This window comes from Aureispira anguillae (assembly GCF_026000115.1).
Classification (GTDB): Bacteria; Bacteroidota; Bacteroidia; order Chitinophagales; family Saprospiraceae; genus Aureispira; species Aureispira anguillae.
The window spans coordinates 4,984,551-5,003,432 of sequence record NZ_AP026867.1; the positions used below are offsets into that span (position 1 = coordinate 4,984,551).

Annotated in this window: 15 protein-coding genes and 1 tRNA gene; 2 read left to right on the forward strand and 14 right to left on the reverse strand. The window is 36.2% G+C overall.

What is annotated here, in order from left to right; all coding sequences use genetic code 11:
• The first annotated feature begins 163 nt into the window (after window positions 1–163).
• Entirely contained in the window at window positions 164–1,492 is a 1,329-nt protein-coding gene (locus tag AsAng_RS19485; RefSeq protein ID WP_264788769.1) for a dicarboxylate/amino acid:cation symporter, read from the forward strand.
• Between the two features lie 110 nt (window positions 1,493–1,602).
• On the opposite strand, the gene AsAng_RS19490 is transcribed toward AsAng_RS19485, so the two are convergent.
• From AsAng_RS19490 to murA, 6 genes are all read right to left on the reverse strand, one after another.
• On the reverse strand, window positions 1,603–1,782 hold the full coding sequence (locus AsAng_RS19490; RefSeq protein ID WP_264788770.1) for a hypothetical protein: 180 nt from the start codon (window positions 1,780–1,782) through the stop codon (window positions 1,603–1,605).
• A 238-nt stretch (window positions 1,783–2,020) separates the two neighbouring features.
• Window positions 2,021–2,926 carry a tellurite resistance TerB family protein gene (locus AsAng_RS19495; protein WP_264788771.1) on the reverse strand — a complete coding sequence of 302 codons (906 nt, stop codon included), beginning with the start codon at window positions 2,924–2,926 and terminating at the stop codon, window positions 2,021–2,023.
• Between the two features lie 60 nt (window positions 2,927–2,986).
• Complete coding sequence (locus AsAng_RS19500; RefSeq protein ID WP_264788772.1) at window positions 2,987–4,462, reverse strand: hypothetical protein; 1,476 nt, start codon at window positions 4,460–4,462, stop codon at window positions 2,987–2,989.
• A gap of 3 nt (window positions 4,463–4,465) precedes the next feature.
• Window positions 4,466–5,926: a PorT family protein gene (locus AsAng_RS19505; RefSeq protein ID WP_264788773.1), complete on the reverse strand. Its 1,461-nt coding sequence runs from the start codon at window positions 5,924–5,926 to the stop codon at window positions 4,466–4,468.
• Window positions 5,927–6,221: 295 nt separating this feature from the next.
• Entirely contained in the window at window positions 6,222–9,599 is a 3,378-nt protein-coding gene (locus AsAng_RS19510) for an nSTAND1 domain-containing NTPase (RefSeq protein WP_264788774.1), read from the reverse strand.
• Window positions 9,600–9,916: 317 nt separating this feature from the next.
• The gene (gene murA, locus AsAng_RS19515; RefSeq protein ID WP_264788775.1) at window positions 9,917–11,239 is read right to left on the reverse strand and encodes a UDP-N-acetylglucosamine 1-carboxyvinyltransferase; all 1,323 of its coding nucleotides are present in this window, start codon (window positions 11,237–11,239) and stop codon (window positions 9,917–9,919) included.
• A gap of 505 nt (window positions 11,240–11,744) precedes the next feature.
• On the opposite strand from murA, the gene AsAng_RS19520 reads away from it, so the two are divergent.
• Window positions 11,745–12,701, forward strand: coding sequence for an alpha/beta hydrolase (locus AsAng_RS19520; RefSeq protein WP_264788776.1), 957 nt, complete (start codon window positions 11,745–11,747; stop codon window positions 12,699–12,701).
• Window positions 12,702–12,772: 71 nt separating this feature from the next.
• Here the strand turns inward: AsAng_RS19520 and AsAng_RS19525 are convergent, their stop codons facing one another.
• The 8 genes from AsAng_RS19525 to AsAng_RS19560 all read right to left on the reverse strand — a co-directional run bounded on the left by AsAng_RS19525 (window position 12,773) and on the right by AsAng_RS19560 (window position 18,712).
• Window positions 12,773–13,585 (reverse strand): toxin-antitoxin system YwqK family antitoxin, encoded by an 813-nt coding sequence (locus AsAng_RS19525; RefSeq protein ID WP_264788777.1) that lies wholly within the window; start codon window positions 13,583–13,585, stop codon window positions 12,773–12,775.
• 414 nt (window positions 13,586–13,999) lie between these two features.
• Complete coding sequence (locus AsAng_RS19530; protein ID WP_264788778.1) at window positions 14,000–14,467, reverse strand: ExbD/TolR family protein; 468 nt, start codon at window positions 14,465–14,467, stop codon at window positions 14,000–14,002.
• Between the two features lie 48 nt (window positions 14,468–14,515).
• The gene (locus AsAng_RS19535; protein ID WP_264788779.1) at window positions 14,516–15,034 is read right to left on the reverse strand and encodes an ExbD/TolR family protein; all 519 of its coding nucleotides are present in this window, start codon (window positions 15,032–15,034) and stop codon (window positions 14,516–14,518) included.
• A gap of 129 nt (window positions 15,035–15,163) precedes the next feature.
• Window positions 15,164–15,706, reverse strand: a complete 543-nt coding sequence (locus tag AsAng_RS19540; protein ID WP_264788780.1) for an ExbD/TolR family protein — start codon at window positions 15,704–15,706, stop codon at window positions 15,164–15,166.
• A 10-nt stretch (window positions 15,707–15,716) separates the two neighbouring features.
• Window positions 15,717–16,265 (reverse strand): hypothetical protein, encoded by a 549-nt coding sequence (locus AsAng_RS19545; RefSeq protein ID WP_264788781.1) that lies wholly within the window; start codon window positions 16,263–16,265, stop codon window positions 15,717–15,719.
• Window positions 16,266–16,299: 34 nt separating this feature from the next.
• Window positions 16,300–17,142 (reverse strand): MotA/TolQ/ExbB proton channel family protein, encoded by an 843-nt coding sequence (locus AsAng_RS19550; protein WP_264788782.1) that lies wholly within the window; start codon window positions 17,140–17,142, stop codon window positions 16,300–16,302.
• A gap of 167 nt (window positions 17,143–17,309) precedes the next feature.
• Window positions 17,310–17,399 (reverse strand) — tRNA-Ser (locus AsAng_RS19555).
• A gap of 491 nt (window positions 17,400–17,890) precedes the next feature.
• Window positions 17,891–18,712, reverse strand: a complete 822-nt coding sequence (locus tag AsAng_RS19560; RefSeq protein WP_264788783.1) for an SDR family oxidoreductase — start codon at window positions 18,710–18,712, stop codon at window positions 17,891–17,893.
• Window positions 18,713–18,882: the final 170 nt, after the last annotated feature.

The window sequence follows — 18,882 nt, forward strand, 5'->3', positions numbered from 1 at the left end:
AACTATATTGGGTTTTTAATACACTCAAATGACAAAGAACTTTTTCTAATTCATTCTCATAATGTAAGTCCTAGAAAAAGATACAGTTTTTAATATTTTTTTTATAAACAACAATAAATAAGTCCGAAGTTCCGTTGTCGAATTTCGATAAACCGTTCAATAGATGTCTAAAAATAAAAAAAGCTTAGCATTACACTGGCAAATTCTAATTGGAATGGCAGCAGGTGTTCTTATTGGTTTTATCCTAAAAAGCGTTGATGGAAGCGAATTATGGGTAAAAAATTGGATTTATCCTATTGGCAAAATATTCGTCAACCTCCTAAAGTTGATTGCTGTTCCGCTGATCATCGCCTCTTTAACCAAAGGGATTGCAGACCTACAAGACATCTCTAAATTATCAAAAATTGGAGGAAGAACAATTGCTACCTATCTAGTCACTACTGTATTGGCAGTCACTTTAGGTTTATTGGTTGTCAATATTGTGCAGCCTGGCACGGGTTTATCCCAAGCGACAATGGATGCAATTAGTTCCAAAAATATGGATAGTAGCGCAAGCAAAATTGCTGCTGGAGCAGCGCAATCCAAAGCAGGTCCTTTACAATTTGTTATTGATATGGTTCCCGACAATATTTTTGCAGCAGCAAGTAGCAACGGAAACATGCTTCAAGTAATTGTGTTTGTAATTTTCTTTGGCGTCTGTTTGTTATTAATTCCTAAGGAAAAAGCCAAACCTATGCACGACTTTTTTGACAGTCTGAACGAGGTAATTCTCAAAATGGTGGATGTCATTATGCTCATCTCTCCTTATGCTGTATTTGCCTTGTTGTGTAATTTGACTGTTAGCACAGATTCTGAAATTTTTGGCGTTCTATTTTTGTATGCGCTGTGTGTAGTCCTTGGTTTGGCACTAATGGTTGGCGTTTATATGCTCGCCATCAAATTCTATACTGGTCGCTCTCCTTTAAGTTTTCTAAAAGCCATTAGCCCAGCTCAATTGCTAGCCTTTTCAACAAGTTCTAGTGCTGCAACACTTCCTGTTACTATGGAGCGAGTAGAAGAGCATGTTGGTGTCGAAAAAGAAGTGACGAGTTTTGTTTGTCCGATAGGGGCAACCATCAATATGGATGGCACAAGTTTGTATCAAGCCGTTGCTGCTGTATTTATTTGTCAAGTAATTGGCTTTGATTTGAGTTTAGCAGATCAATTGACAATTGTTATTACTGCTACGATGGCTTCTATTGGATCAGCAGCGGTACCAGGTGCAGGAATGGTCATGTTGGTTATTGTTTTGGATACGCTAGGAATCCCTTCTGATAAATTAGCCTTTGGTATTGCGCTTATTTTTGCAGTGGACAGACCTTTAGATATGTGTCGAACCGTAATCAATGTAACAGGAGATGCTACTGTGGCGACCTTAGTTGGTAAATCTGTAGGAAAGTTGCATGCCCCAAAAATAAAGAATTGGGACGACCATTATCAGAAAGAAGGTTAAAAAAATTGCCGCAACTTAATTGAAGTGCGTGGAAAATTCTATAAACTAACAATTTGAAAATAAAAGTTTAATAAGACTATATTTTCAAATTGTTAGTTTTTTTTTCAGCTCTACGAATCTCCCTTTTCTTCTCGTTCTTTAAGTTTCTTATCTTCTACATTTTCGTTCAAAAAACCATTGAGTTTTTCAACAGAATAAGAAGAAACAATTTCTCCAAACTCATTAATTTTAATGTCAAATCCCTTCAACTCATCATGTGTTTTAGGATCTTTTTTATTTTTTTCAGCCATTACCTAATCTATTTTTATCCATTAATATAGAATTACTACTCATTATCAACAAAACTGCGAAGCACTCACAAAGTAATTCCATTTTTAAACAACTTCATAATATGATAAAGAACAGTCCAATAGGTTGATGAGTTCCCTATTTGATAGTTTTCTAAAAAAAACACCTACAGGAGCAAAAAAAAGACATCTCAATTGCTTGAGATGCCCTTTATTATTAGAAAGCTTCTTCAACTTTATCTTAATTTAGACGCTTCTCTAAGCGAATTTGTGTACGCTCAGCTTCTCCTCTATCCATGCCAATTTTGTCAGCAAAGGCATAAATCTCATCTCTAGACATTTCGCCATTAGCTCTGATATAAGACTCAATGGTATAATCTTGAGCATAGCGCAACAATTCTTCTTGCTTGGTTTCTGAGAACTCAAACATTTGAGAATATTCATCTAATTTTAATTGTTCTTCATCTGCAAATTCATTATCTGTTAAGGCAACCGCAGCAACAATCATAAATACATTTTCTCTAGACTCTGGGCTTACCTCTTCGCATTCCACAACAGAAATAGAAGGTGCACGCATTAATTCACCCAAAGACCCAGTTTCTTCATTTAAGAAGTCATCAAAAAAGGCTTTTTCCTCTGCTTCTATCTTGCCATCAGCACGTGCCATTTCGACCAACATACGAGCCAAGATTTTTTTATCGTAAGATTTCTTAAAAGGATTGCGTTTGATAAGTTTTTCAAATTCAGAAAACTCGGTTGCCAAACGCCATTTGCCCGATTCGAAAGCCAATTCTATTGCTATTTTTTCAAAAGCAGCAATTACAGCCTTTTCTTTATCTTTTTTAGAATGCTTAAAACCATCTGTTCCTTGGCGCATCACTTCATTTCCAGCCATAGACACAGCAGTACCTGCAAAACCACCACCAACAGCTTTTCGCAACACTCTAAGCACAGTTGAGCGCAAACGCCCCAGTGCTGTATTGGTAACCATTCTAGTTACCCGTGCCTTTCCATCGTTGTTGGCCATTTTGATATACCCTGCCGATTCAAAAACTTGATTATCTATCTGAAATTTGCACAGTACCTTACTTCCTTCTACTTTTTCTTCTAAAATGTAAGGTCTTATTGATTCGTATGTAATTTCCATTATATAAACTCTTATTTTAAGATAATTCTAATTAGGTTCTTTTTCTAATTTATACTCATTTTAGGGTTGAAAGGTTCCATCTAAATTTAATTTTACCAAACCAATCATCTTATTGGTTGTTGCCAGCCCAAAGGTTCCTGTAAAAACATAACCTGCCAATTTGGTTTGAGAAGTCCCACTTACTGATTCTGATATAGGAAGAACCGTTCCCCCAATATCCTGTGTAACTAAGAATCCTGCTGCGTCTTCATGCCCAAAACTAAATGGCCAGCCCCCAGTCACAACATCTAGATTGGCATCAAACTTAGCAATGCAAATCGTAGATTCTAACTGTGTCTTCTTGTAGGTTGACGAAACAATAAAACCTTCATTATCGGGCAAAAAGGCAATAGACTCTGCAATATAAGGAGTTGTTTCTGAAGCACTATTTTCATTCGATAAATTATAATAACGACAACTAAAATCTACCCCATTAGGTGTTATAGCGTTCAAGGATTCATCCAATTGTAACAAAACTAAGTAGCCTTTATTAGTATTGCTTCCTCCTTTTACTCCAGCAGCAATGGTTATTTTTCCATTCTCAGCATCATAAGTAGAGTGTCCTCCTTCAAAGTTATAATTTTCATCTCCAAAATACTCAGGGTTGGTAGGAACTCCATTATCCTTTCTCATCTTAACAGCAACTAATCTAGAGTAAAATCTACTTGGCGAACTATTGGCTTCTCGTTCTTCTATTGTTCCACAAACAAGGTAAGCATTTGGAAGCATTTGAACAGAAGTACCATAATCCTCCCCATTAAAACCATAAGCAGTTGTACCAGTAGCCCACACTTCTGAGAAATCAGCCTCCAATAAAATAGTCAGAATATCTGTTTTATCATAAGCGCCATGATCTATATCTGCAGGCTTATTCGTTGAAAGATTGGTTGTATAGCCTGTTAACACATATTTATAGCTCCCTCCAGTACTATCTAGCTTCATATCTGATACCTTATCCGTATGAGTTGAGCCAATGCCTGTTCTTAGTTCTGTACCTTCAGAAGAAGTAGGTGCCCCTGTAGCAGGATCTAAGCTATACATAGCAATCCTTGTTTGCCCCCTTACCCCTAATAAACTAGAGCCGTCAGGGTAGGCTACATAGGTTCTATTGGCAACAACAATATAAGCAGAAGCATCTGGTAATTCAATAATTCGAATTCCTTCTTCGTCATATCTCATATAACTCGTTCCTACCTCTCCATCTATTTTTCCAAAAGAAGAACTCCACATTTCATTCCCCAAGGAATCCGTTTTAACCACAAAAACATCAGATTCAGCAGCATCAATGTAAGAATTGGTAGCCCCTACCAGAAGGTAGCCCCCATCTTGCGTTTGGATGACATCAGAAGCAGCTTGGTCTGCAATATGCCCATAGTATTTTACAAAAGCAGTACTTTGATTAGCAGGAGCAATTTGATCCTTTTGGCAACTTGTTCCCAAATAGGCCACAAGTCCTAACAAAATAAACAACTTATATTTTTTTGATAAAAACCACATAGTTTATTCGTATTTTACGTCAACTTTTACTCGTTTATTTTTAATATCTTCAATTTCCTTCTTTTTAGACTCTATCATTTTAGTCCCTTTAGTGCGCCCCTTCTGAATATCTTCAATCAAGCTTGGTTTTTCACGTTCCATCTCTTTAATGGTGCTGTTCAATTCACGCTTTAAGTCTTCATCGGTTTCTTTTTTGATATAGTTACGCTCTTTTTCCAACCATTTATTGTATTTATTGCTAATGATAAATGGATTGTGTTCTCGCTTTTTGCGTGGCACATAAAATGCTTTAATAAAGCCAACTGTTAACGCAAAGTTATCCGTTCTAAAATCATTATCTACATGACCATATTGATACAATAAAATGGGGTTAGCATAACGATTGTTAATATCAACATTATTCAAAAACATTCGATTATATCTAAAATCCACATAAAGAAAGTTACGCCCTAGTCTAAATTTCATTCCTGCTCCAGCCACAAAAGATACATTAACAGTATTTCTCATAGAAGCCAAAGACCCATTTTTAGTAATTGTTATTGTCCTAGCAGCCGCTTCACTACCTCCCTTACCACTAGTTTCAGACTCTGCATTTCGTTCTATTCCAGCCAATTCTGCGTGCAACAAAAAATTAGCGGCTACACCAGCATAAACATAAGGCATAAGCCCCTTAAATTTAGTGATATTATAACGCAACATCAATGGGATATCTAGCCACAATTGATTTTCTTTAAAATTTAAGGTAGAATACAATAAAGGGCTCCCCCCTCTATCTTTTAAATCATTATTATTAATTTGTCCTGTTGGGTTCACTGTATTGGCAGAAAGATAAAGCGAGTCACCAAAGGCATAAGTGCGGTAACTAAAGGTTAAATCTAAGGTCAAGTCAAAGTTATACAACAAAGGCAAATCAAAGCCAATAGTAGCATTTCCACCAAAAACAATTTTATTCAAATAACCCTCATGATCCGCTGCTCCAGAAGTATTGTCTACCCCGTAATTTTGCAATTGTTCGATCAAAGAGAAATTTAATCCTCCTCCAAAATACATAGAGAAGATAGGCTGTCTAGTATAGGTTCTAGATAAATAAATCAAATCATAAGATTGATAAGAATCGCCTATTGTATCAGGTTGGTACAATGGATCAACACGCAACAAGCTTTTAAAAGACTTATCTGCTGCGCCAATTTTATCTCTGTATAAATAGCTTTCCGTAATCAACTCCAAAGCCTCTAAGCGCTTTTCTCTAGACATTGATTTAGGGTCTTGAGCACATTCTTCTATGGTCTCTATTTTTTCTAATGCTCCCTCTTCATACCATTTTTTAGCTTCATCTAATTGACAATTATCAGACGATGTACCTCTCCTGCTTTTTTGGGCAGATACGCTGTTTGCAATGAATACAGTTAACATACAACAGCATATAACATAGCGAATGATGGGAGCCCCCAATCTTATCTTCATTATTTTGGCATTTTATAAATTAATAGTTGTGTATTGGAAGGAATAACTTGCTGGACAAATGATTCCAAGAATAGCCCCTTAAAGTGCCTAATTCTCTATCCACAAATTAATGTATTGTAATATATACAACTAATCTAATTAATTGTACAACTAAGTCAATAATTTTATAAAGGAGAGAATGATAAATAGTTTTTTTAACAGTAGCAAGGATAAAATAGTATGTTTTTTTTTTCAAAAAATAGAGTCAAGGAGTTAAAAAATTCCTTGACTCTATTTTTAATCATCAATTCATAAACTATTGCTCCTTCATTTGTGGAACCATTTCACCACAAGTAGAGAATGGAATTCGACGTCCTTTGTCCGCTGTTTTAATATAAAGCGTTTTGCCAGAAGGATCATCTGTTCCAATGTATCTTTTCCAACTCTTATCACTTAGGTTTTGACGAACAATGTCACAGATTTGATCTGCATATAACGTCATGTCAACTTCCCATAGTTTCAGTTGTCCGTTTGCTGTTCCAGTAATTACTTTAGTTCCGTCATTACTAAAGGCAACAGAAGTAACCCAGTCATCGTGGTTGGTCAATTTGATCGGATGGTATTTAGCACTTAAATAAGGAAATTCTTTTTCATTTCCATATCCTCGGTACTCTTCATTACGTATAGTCCAAAGCGTTGCGGTTTTATCCAAGCTACCAACAATTAACATTGTTCCATCCTTGCTAAATTCTAAGTCTGAAATTTTGGAGCCATGATGTAGAAAGCGCTCTGGTAAATAACTAGGATCATTTTGAACTCTATTCAAGTCCCAAATCATCATCGTACCATCTTGGTATCCAACTGCCACAAAACGACCTTGAGAGTTAAAGGCGACCGCTGTTGCATGTTTGTTATTTTGTTCATCATTTAACAAAAACTCACGGCTTTGGTTTTGAAGATTCCAAATCCATACTTCAGAAGATTTTCCAATACCTGCAACATATTTACCATTACTAGAAACATCCAAAGAAGTTAATCGATAAGGCGTTTTTCCAATAATAGGAGAAGAAGTTCCCCCTGTACTTGTATAATTAATAGCCGTTCCACCTGAGCCATCATCTCCAGCCGTAACAATACCATCTCCACTAGGAAGATAACTTAGTGCCCAGATTCGCTTTCCTTTGTGTGCATCCAATTCGTTCGTAATTTGTCCCGTTTTAGCATCACAGATAAGAACTCTATCAGCGTCGCCAGCTCTAGCTAAGCTTTTGCCATCAGGGCTAATGCCTAAGGTTCTAGAAACTGAAACATTGCTAGATAAAATTTCAGGTTTATTCGCCTTGTCCTTACGAGCAGATCTGCTACCATAAATATCAAACTTCCATTTCAATAACAAACCATCAGATCCAACCGTATAAATATGACCATCACCAGCCGCAACTTGAATATTACGAATTCGCCCAACTCTGCTACGCCCTTCAGGTGCTTGGTCTAAAGCATTAAAATTAGGGTTATTTTTATTCACCTCTTCTAATCGGTTAAGAGCTTGGTACACCCCTTCGTAAATAAGTGCATCTTGAGGATCTCCGCTATTGGCAGAGTTCATATCATAAGCTTCCTTAGCCAATAGACCTTGGATGTCTTCATTTTCTTCTTTGGTAGAACGAACAGCAATCGTTTGTGCCATAGAAAGCCCTTTTAGGATAACGGCAATTTCTTCTTGTTCTTCTGCTTTAATTTTAGCTTCCTCTGCAATAGCAGTTTGGGCAATTGCCTCTTCTTTACTACGCAAAGCATCCTCTTCAGCAATTCGTGCATTTCTAGCTTCTATTTTAGCATTTCGCTCTGCATCCTTAGCTTGTCTAGCTCTAGCTTCAGCAATACGAGCAGCTTCCATTGCCGTTAAGTTGGCCGCCTCTGCTCTATTCTTTTCTTGCATGGCTTTTTTAGCACTCAAATCAGCATAAAATTTTTGACGGCTAGCTTCTTCCTTGCTCAACTCTGCCAAATAAGTTTGGCGTAAAGATTCTTTTTCATTTTTGCTAGCTAAACGTTGACTTCTATGCGCCTCCGCAGCAGAGTACAAAGCCCAAAATGTTAAACCCAAACAGAACAAGATGGTAAAAAGACCGATAAAGCCTAAGCGTCTGCGTCTATTATCCTTTCGGTCAACATTTTCTTTATCCCTTTTGTCAGCAGCTAAAGCATTTTCCTCACTAACGACCAAAAACTCTATTGCTTTATCATAACTTATAGCAGCATTCTCGTATCGTTTAGACCAGCCCTTATTGGGAGGAAGACGCCAAGAAAAATCTTCATCGTATTTTTCTGGATTGAACCACTTAAGCCCCATAATGAGTTCTGGATTTTTCCACAAACTCCCTTTACCCTCATGGTACAATCCTGCCGCCGCACAAAGACGACCATACATTTCTGCAGCTTCTGTTTCTTCATTTGCCCAGCCCTTTAAACGAGTCCAACGCTTAATCAAGCTATCGTGCGCAATACTAACAACACTATCTTCGTCAATTTCGGCTACAGGAGGAGCATTTAAAAATCTACGCCCTGATTGACTAAAGGTGTAAATTACTAAACGAACTTCACGCATAGAACGCTCTGTAATTGCCATCATTTCTTTGACCGTCACTGAGCGACCAGAAGCACTGCCATCAGAAGTCTTTTCTACCATAGCTCTAAAGATGCGTTCGCAGATAATGCGTTTTTCCTCTGTATCCAAATCAGAGTAAGCCTCTTCAGCATGCCTAGCCATTGCTCCCTTAACCGTTCCAACGCCCTTATAATGCGACATAGCAATCGGGACATCAGTATCTTGCTCCTTATCCAGCCAATAATTCCACATCCTCAACATGGTATGTTGAAGCGTTGCCAATTCATCTGTATTTTTACCTAAGTCATTAATAATAGCTTTGACTACAGGTTCTTCTATTTCCGCCTTAATTCCTGTAATTCTAACCGATCGCTCGTGTTGAATAGGATTAAGAATAATTCTTTTAAGATCTTCGGGTTTAACACGAGGGATTAAAAATTGACCATCATTGATCGCTTCTGCCAAGCCTCTAAATTCTGCACAATCGCCAATATGATTGGAGCGCATGGTCAATACAATATAAATAGGAGCCTCTTTTTGGCGACTTGCATTAAGGAGTAAATTAACAAACGTAGCGGCATCTTCCTCGTTGCGTTTATTCTTTTTACTAAAATTAAAGATTTCCTCAAATTGGTCAACAACAATCATCAAGTTCTCTCCCCTGCCTACTGCCGATTTTTTAAATGCTTCTACAATTCCCAAGCTTCCGTTGCGAAGCATTCCCTCTATTTTGGCTGGATAACTAGGATCCATCATTTCATCTCCATGCAACACATTACGCTGTGCCAGTTGGCGGCTTAAGTTTTCTAATGGATTATTGCCTGGGGTACAAGTTGCAATTCTCCAAATTGCGCCTGCTTGTCCATTAAAACCTTCTTTTAAGCGGGGTAACAACATTGCTTTAATAAAAGAAGATTTTCCATTCCCACTACTACCTACAACCGCTAAGAATCGGTTAGATCGAAGTTTGCGCAGTAATTCATCTAACTGACGTTCACGACCAAAAAAGAATGATTTGTCTGATGATTCAAACGAGCGGAGCCCAGTATAGGGGGCCTGTATATTGAGGGTTTCTACTCCTTGCATAGTTGTCTGAGATTAATTGAAAGCCTTGGGATTATAAAATACATCTATAAAGAGATAACATTGTAAGATAAATAATTATTTAACAATAAAGAACTACTTTTCTTACATTTTCAAAAAAACTGCCTGTCTTTGCTAATTTTTTAGACATAAAAACACTTTTTATCCCTTTTAGCAGAACTGGGTTAAGTCTTAGCTCAATAAAATTACATAAATAATTTTAAATAACATATATTTTAGACTAAATAACAGCTTTGATGAACGCTTTCAAAAATACAAATAAATAATATTAACATGCTGTTACTCGAATTAAGTTTGGGTTAAACATCCACCCTAGTAATTTTAGCCCCCAAAGCATTTAAGCGCTCGTCTATGCGTTCATATCCACGATCAATTTGATTAATTTGTAATATTTTACTTGTTCCTTTAGCGGACATTGCTGCTATCAATAAGGAAACCCCTGCACGAATATCGGGAGAGGTCATGGTAATTCCTCTCAATGGGTATTGTCTGCCCAACCCAATTATATTAGCTCTATGAGGATCGCATAGAATAACCTGTGCGCCCATATCAATGAGTTTATCAACAAAAAACAGACGGCTTTCAAACATTTTTTGATGAATCAAAACACTTCCTCTTGCTTGGGTAGCAATCACCAATAAAATACTCATCAAATCAGGAGGAAAGCCAGGCCAAGGAGCATCGTAAACCGTCATTATAGAACCGTCAATAAACGTTTGAATTTCATATAGATCTTGCGCAGGTACATGAATATCGTCATCAATTACCTCAAATTGAATTCCCATACGACGATAAACGGGCAAAATATTTCCTAAAGCATCCGCTCGAACATTTTTGATGGTAATCGCAGATTGTGTCATAGCTGCCAGTCCCAAAAAGCTACCGATCTCTATCATATCAGGCAACAGTCGATGCGCTGTCCCAAACATTTGTGTCACTCCTTCTATCACCAATTTATTAGAGCCAACTCCAGTAATTCTCGCCCCCATTCCATTCAACATTTTGCAAAGTTGTTGTAAATAAGGTTCGCAAGCTGCATTGTAAATGGTTGTAACGCCTTTTGCCATAGCCGCTGCCATAAGTGTATTAGCAGTTCCCGTTACAGATATTTCATCCATCAGAATATATCCTCCCATGAGCTTTTTTGCCTCAATAAAATACATATTCTTTTCTATATCGTAATTAAATACTGCTCCTAGCTTTTCTAAACCTAGCAAATGCGTATCCAAACGACGACGACCAATTTTATCTCCACCTGGTTTTGGCAAAACAGCATGCCCATAACGTGCCAACAAAGGGCCTAACAGCATTACAGAGCCTCTAATTTTGCTTGCCTTTTTGATATATTCCGAACTATGTAAATAGTCTAAATCGACCTCTTTGGCTTCAAATGTATAGCTATTACTATCAATTTTTGTAACAATAACTCCCAGCCCTTTTAAGAGCTCAATTAACATCACTACATCCTTAATATTAGGCAAATTTGTTAGGGTAACTCGCTCTTGGGTTAACAAGGTTGCACAAATAACCTGTAATGCTTCATTTTTAGCTCCTTGAGGGGTTATTTCTCCACTTAATTTATGACCCCCCTCTACAATAAACGCTTGATTCTTAGTTGACATAGTATTTTTTAAATTTCTTATTTTTGTGATAATAAACTGTTGTCCCTCTTCTAGAGGTTCTACAGAAGTAGGCCAGTAAACATTCCTCCTAAAAGTAGTCTTATGCTAAAATCCAAGTAATGATTTTGTGTACTTGCCTAAAGTTAAAAGATTGATTCTTATATTGATGCTTTTAATTTCCATTTTGGTTCTTAATAGGGGCAACAATTTATAAATTATATTGTAGTATTCTCATCTTATACCTATAATATTTTGACTCCCTTTTATTTTTTGTTTTTTCCGATTATGTCAAAAAAAACAAATATAGCTCAACCAGCTAATGATCAAGAAATTAAACTACCCATACCCCAAAATAGTACTAAAACTTATTTCATCATTAACAATAGTCATTCTAAAGAACATTCAATCCAATCCCTTAAAATGAGTACCAATCCCCTTGTACCCCTATTTTTGTAAACTTCATGGATTAGATCGATAATTTTTGGCTTTTAATTTTTTACACTCTATGAAAATAAAACCTTGGAAATGGATAAAATGGTGTTTCTATTTATTCATTTTATTGTTTATTGGTTCCAATTTTATCATTTATAATCATGCCTATTATTTTACCCATTTTGTCGATAAAGATCTCCCCAAACTTACTAGTGAGGAAATTGATAAAAAAACGTTTTGGGAAAAAATAAAGATAGGTGTTTATGGGGTTGAAATAGCAAAGCCTCGTAATAAAATTCAACCAGATAGTAGTTTCAAAACAATAAGTCTTGGCAAAAGTCCACGATTAGATGCTTGGTGGATTCCTACTTCCCTTCCTCCCAAAGGAGTGGTTATCCTCTTTCATGGTTATAGTGCTAATAAATCTTCTCAGTTGGAACAAGCACGAGTACTCCGAAAATTAGGATACCATACCTTTTTGGTTGATTTTAGGGGGCATGGAGATTCTGAAGGGTTCCAAACATCTATTGGTTATCACGAGGCGCTCGATGTTCAACGTGCTTATCAATACATTAGAACTTATCATGATTTACCAATTAGTCTTCTAGGGACATCAATGGGTGCTGTGAGCATACTCAAAGCAATGCAGGATTATCAACTCGATGTAGAAAAGCTAATTTTAGAATGTCCTTTTGGCTCACTTAAGGATGCCGTTTATAGCCGATTTGAGAATCTAAACATCCCTCAGGTACTTTTACCTGAATTATTATTGTTTTGGGGAGGCATTCAAAATAATATGAATAGTTGGGAACACAATGCCGTTAATTATGCCCGATCTATCAAGGTTCCAACGCTAATTATCTATGGAGAACAAGACCCCAAAGTTCGAAAACATGAAATAGATGCTGTGTTTAACGCCTTAAGCAACCAACGAAGATTAAGCATTTTTAAAAATGCGGGGCACGATCATATTATGCAAGATGCTCCTCAAGCTTGGACAAAAGCTGTTTGGTCCTTTTTAGAACTTTGAGTCCCTAACAAAGAAGATCTACCAATTATAAAAATTGGTAGATCTTCAACAATATATTTATATATATTACCTTAACGGTTGTAGTATTTCAGCATAAATGCAGGGTCTATTTTCATAATATCCCAGTCATCTGGTTCTCCAACATCGTATAAACCATCTTTTTCGGAGCCAATGTAATAAACAGGAACATTTGTTGTTTCATCGATTCCAGCCTGTGCCAATAATTCCGTTGCAAGACGTACAGAATCCTTACGATATTCTGCTAACAAATAATCTTTTCTACGATCTAACTCGGCATACGATTCATTGTAAATTTTAATTCCAATAACCTTGCCCTCTCTATAATAATAGGTTTCTGTTATTTTATTAGCTTCTGTATCATCAAAATAATCAACGGCTCCATTTAATACGCCATCTTCATACGCAATCAAATCCGTTTTACGTTGCCCATTTTGATGAAATTGAACCTCAAAGTTAATATTTCCATCCTTGCTAGATGAATAGAAGAATTTATGTTTGGGCTTTCCATTGGGCCAATAATAAATCGTAGAATCTACACGAACTCCATTTTCAAAATGAGCAATCAATAAGGTATCGCCATCTGCATCGTACTTATACCGTATTCCATGCATGCGACTATTCCGATAAGGAGCATCTTCCATTTTGTAGATAATTCTTCCTGTTAACTTATCCGTCCAATAGGTAGTAACAAGATATGTACTATCGGTATCATTAACTTTGACCTCACATACTTGGGGCAATAAAGAATTAATGGTAACAGTAGTATCTGGATAAACAATGTCTACTGTTGTATCAAATGGATTGGGTATTTGACAAGAACTAGCCACCCATATCAAAGCGATAAAAAAAACAAAATACTTCATAAAAAAAAGCTTTAGCAATACATTTGAGAGGAAGTCTATTAAGGATAATCTATAAGAATACCTATTTGAGGCTAAAATCAGCTGTTACTCTTTCTTTACAGATCTACTGCTTAAAAGTAACACCTATAAATGTAATGTTTTAAATTGATTTTATAAAAATCTTTTCTTCTTTCCCTCTAAAATATTTTGGATAAAATCATAGCAGTTATTCATTAACGTAATATTTTACTGTATTCTATTAATTTTATTGGCGTAATTTTATCGATATAAAGAATCGCATCAAAAGTAGTCCCAACACCAACTATTCCTGTTGTCTTCCCTCATTCTTGCGCCCCTTTTCCATACAAAAAAAGTCTTTTTCCCAATGGGAAAAAGACTTCTATAGATTAAATAGCCCATTGCTGGGATATGTTTTTATTCTCCTAAATCTGTTGCTAAATAACTTACTTTACGAAAATCAATTTTACGCAACTCTGTCTTTACATCTGTAACAATACCCATTTTAACACTTTTGTCAATACGCATAGCACAGGTCATTTTACTTCTCAATTTAGCAGGAACTACTTTTTGCTTTTCATTCGCAATAAAAAGAGGAATAGCAGAAGCATCTGCAAACTGGTCATTTAGTTGAATACGAGGCGCATTACCTAACGATGCATATTGTTTTGTTGGAGAACCAATATAAATATGCGTAACCAGTGATTTTTTTTCTAATTTTTGTAATTCGGTAGCACTAGGTACCTGAATTTTCACCATAATTTCGCTATCTCTCATTTTGGTTACTACCATAAAGAAAAACAACAACATAAAAACGATATCTGGCAAAGAAGCAGTGGTTATACCTGGAGCATCCTTTTTACCTTTTTTCTTAAACTTAGACATAACTTAATATTATAATCAATAAGGTTAATTTTCAAATTAAATTCTACACTACTGCCTCATAGCAACCGTTGATGGTTCTGTTTCAGAAATAACCAAAGGGTAATCCCTCCGAATTTCTCCTTGTAATTGAGCCATCAAGTCATCATAATGTTGACCAAATTTACGAACGGCTGCATCATCCCAGATTTTATGATAAGCTGCTTTGATCTCATTATAAACCAATAGATACTTATTATAAGAAGTACCCGTATGATTTTGCAAAGAGACAATTGCCTTTCTGGGCGATTCTGCTTCTTTCAGAACCAATTGCTCCGTTCTTGATTTCAAATTACTCAACTCTTCTTTATTGCCTTCCACCATCAATTCATTATCAGCATTGATTAAAATCGATAGTACATTTTGATCTTCCCAAATTATAGGATTATTATTTTCTGACCAAACGGGCAATACAACATTAAGTCCAGTATCCGTTTGAATCGTTGTTGTTACCAAGAAAAAGATCAACAATAAGAAAGCAACATCAGCCATTGAGCCAGCCCCTAAGGACGGTAATTTTCGTTTTTTCATAAGAACTTCTTTTATCAATGAATTATGAATTCTAAAGATTGCTAGATAGAAGTTCGTTCAACAAGCATTAAAGATGAGTAATGCCCTAATGCTTGTCGAATGATCAAACAAATTATTCTAAAAGTTTATCTAAGACGACAAACTAGTTGGTTCAGCTTCAGAAATAACCAATGGTATTTCTTTACGTACAGATTTGCGTTCTTTATTGTCCAAATCGCCATAGCTTCGACCATATTTTCGTTGAGCAGACTCTTCCCAAAGTTCATTATAAGCTGCTTTAAGTTGGTTATACACCCCAACATAAGCCTCATAAGAAGTACCGTTGTCATTTAACAAACTCACAACAGCTTTGGTAGGAGAATCCGAAGAGTTTGGATCTTTACCATGGTTCATGATAAAAGTCTTCAACTGTTCTTTGATATCACCCAATTCCGATAAATCAAGCGGACGACCACGAACTAATAATTGGTTGTTCCCATTAATTTGAACGGCAAACACATTACGTTTATTTTTTTCCTGTGGTGGTGGCGGTTCTTCTACATAAGGAGGTAGCAAGACATTAAGCCCCGAATCCGTCTGTATCGTTGTTGTCACCAAGAAGAAGATCAATAACAAGAAGGCAATATCTGCCATCGAACCTGCATTGATTTCTGGAATATCTCTTCTAGCCATTTTTTTTAGCTTAAGATTGTTTTACTAAATCGCGAACTGCTGCAAATGTCATAGCAACCATTGCTAACAACATCATAATATAACCAAACTTAATTAGTCCATCTGCCATTTGTAATCCAGAAGATTGAGTAACCCCTTCTTCAAATATTACAGGTACAGAAACAGTTCTGTCTCCTATCATTTTGCTTTCTACTGGTAATAACAAGGGATCACTTTTAGCCAATTCAGCAGTCAAAGCACCATCTCCCATTGAGTAAGTGATAAAAAACAAAACGACAATTACGCCAAATCCAATCAATCCTTTAACAGAATCCTTAGGATTTTTGGCAACATAAATTAGTGAAAATACTGCTACCAAAAGGCAAGCAACAATAATTAGGGCATAAGTGGTATACAAACCAAAATCGAAACTGCCCATTTCATACAGCTCTTCTCTTCCAGGGTTAATCTCTGGATATCCTGCCAATATAATGACATAGGTTAGAATAGCAAGTACAGTACCTGTACCAAAGCCCACTGCTACCCCATACTTTTTGAGAAACTGATATGCTCCAGTCATAATAGTTCTAGATTTATTAGTTAATCAAAAATAATTATTCTCCTACTTTGTTAGTAGGTAATTGTCTGTTGTCAATCAAAATATCAACAAGACTGATTGTTGCATCTTCCATAGAATTTACCAAGCTATCTACTTTTGCAGTAATATAGTTGTAGAAAATTTGAAGAATAATCGCAGTAATCAAACCAAATACCGTTGTCAAAAGTGCTACCTTAATACCACCTGCAACCATAGAAGGCTGAATATCTCCTGCTTTCTCAATAGCAGAGAAGGCATCAATCATACCCAATACCGTTCCCATAAATCCTAACATCGGAGCCAATGCGATAAACAAGGCCAACCAAACAAGCCCTTTTTCTAATAATCCCATTTGTACACTACCGTTAGATACAATAGCTTTTTCAACAGCATCAATACCATCATCAACACGCTTAAGCCCTTCGCCCAATACCTCAGCAGTAGGACCAGGAGTAGCTTTACAGATGTTTTGAGCTTCAGCAATATTTCCATTAGAAATAGCACCTTCTAACTCAGCGACTAGTTTCTTAGTGTTAACAGTTGCCAAACTAAGTGTAATGATACGCTCAATAGCAATTGCCAAACCTAAAATAAGACAAATTAATACAATTGCCATAAATTGCCAACCACCGTCAATAAAGTTCTTTTTTACAACTTGGTGTAGTGATTTCTCGATAACAGGCTCAGAAGTCACTTCTTGTTCTGGTGTTTCATTAACAACAGGTTCTGGCTCATCAGCTGGCTCATCAACTACTTGAGTAGTGTCATCTACAGCTGGCTCATCTTGAGCTAAAAGAGTATTATTGTACGTGCATACACTTAGGAAAAGTGCGAAAAATAAAACGAAAACCTTTTTCATAACGTAAAGATGGTTTGCGAAAGTTTTTAACAAAAATTAGATTAGTTTCTACTCTTAATTATATCCCTATAAAGTATTTAGAATATAACCTTTAATTTAAAGATCTTATGGAACCATTGTACCCCAAAGAACGTTATCTTTAGTATACAGGTTGGTTATTTTAATACTGGCGGAGAGAGCGGGATTCGAACCCGCGGTACCCGTCAAGGCACACACGCTTTCCAGGCGTGCCCGTTCAACCACTCTGGCACCTCTCCAAAAAACATATTCCTTCATTAAAGCTCTTTATCGAGTTTTGACATGAAGCACAAAAATTGTAAATAAATAGGACAATACAAAATTTTCTTATGCTAATATCCTATAATTTTCAAAGTTCATTGGTATTTCCAATCAAACATATTATTTTATACCTTAATATGAAATAAGATATGGTATTCAAGGTATAAAAAATACAGAAACTTTCTACTATTATTGATAGAAAAAGAAATGGTAATTTTTGTTGGTATGGAATCTGTAGAGCTGAACAAACAAAAAATGTCCCATCTATATTCTTATAGCGTTCACTTTGTTGGGGAAAGTTGAACCAATGAATATAGTAATCGCTCTATTTTAGGTTGGTTATTTAAGAAGATGCTTGCTTTTTTAATTTTGGTGTAAGGAAAAAAAGAAACGTTACTTTTATTTTTTTCCTTACATCAAAAACCCAGTCGTTTACAACTAATTATCAGCAAATTAAGACAAAATAAAATTAAATAAAAAAATCAGGCATCAATTCTTTTTCCAAATTTACTGCATATTGATCTAAGTTAGAAATGCCCTCGGCTGCCAACACCTCATCATCTATAAAGAAATTTCCAGTACACTCTTTGCTATTTCTATTTAAAATATAAGCTGCTGAGTCAGCAATAATTGCTGGCGTACGAGATTGTTCGGCAAGCTCTGCTCCACCCAACAAATTGCGTACAGCAGCAGTATCAATTGTCGTTCTTGGCCACAACGCATTCACGCCAATACCATAATCCTTAAATTCTTCTGCATGTCCCAAGACACACATACTCATTCCGTATTTTGCCATTGTATAAGCAACGTGATTCCCAAACCACTTAGGGTCCATATTTAAGGGGGGTGATAAATTGAGAATATGCGGATTATTGCCTTTTTTAAGGTGTGGTAAACATAACTTAGTAGTCATAAAGGTCCCTCTAGCATTAACCGCATGCATCAAATCGTAACGTTTCATACTAACATGCTCTGTTGGAGATAAGTTAATAGCACTTGCATTGTTAATTAAAATATCAATCCCTCCAAAGGTATCCACTGCTTTGTCAATGGCTGCTTGCAAAATTTCTTCATGGCGAATATCAACGACCAATGGCAACGCTTTGCCACCAACTTCTTCTATTTCTTTTGCTGCCGTATAAATAGTTCCAGGCAATTTAGGGTGTGGTTCTGCTGTTTTTGCTGCAATAACAACATTTGCTCCTTCTGCGGCCAATTTAAGACCAATTGCTTTTCCGATTCCTCGACTAGCCCCTGTTATAAAAACTGTTTTTCCTGTAAATCGATTCATTGTATTAAGTCCTGTTTATTCTAAACAAAAATCATTCGCTCTTTCCTTACGCTCACCTTTAAATGTATAAATAAAATGGCACTTATTTATCGATATGATTTGACAATATTAGATCGTCTTTCTAAAAAAAATAGCCTAATTCCGCTAGAACAACAGAATTAGGCTGATTA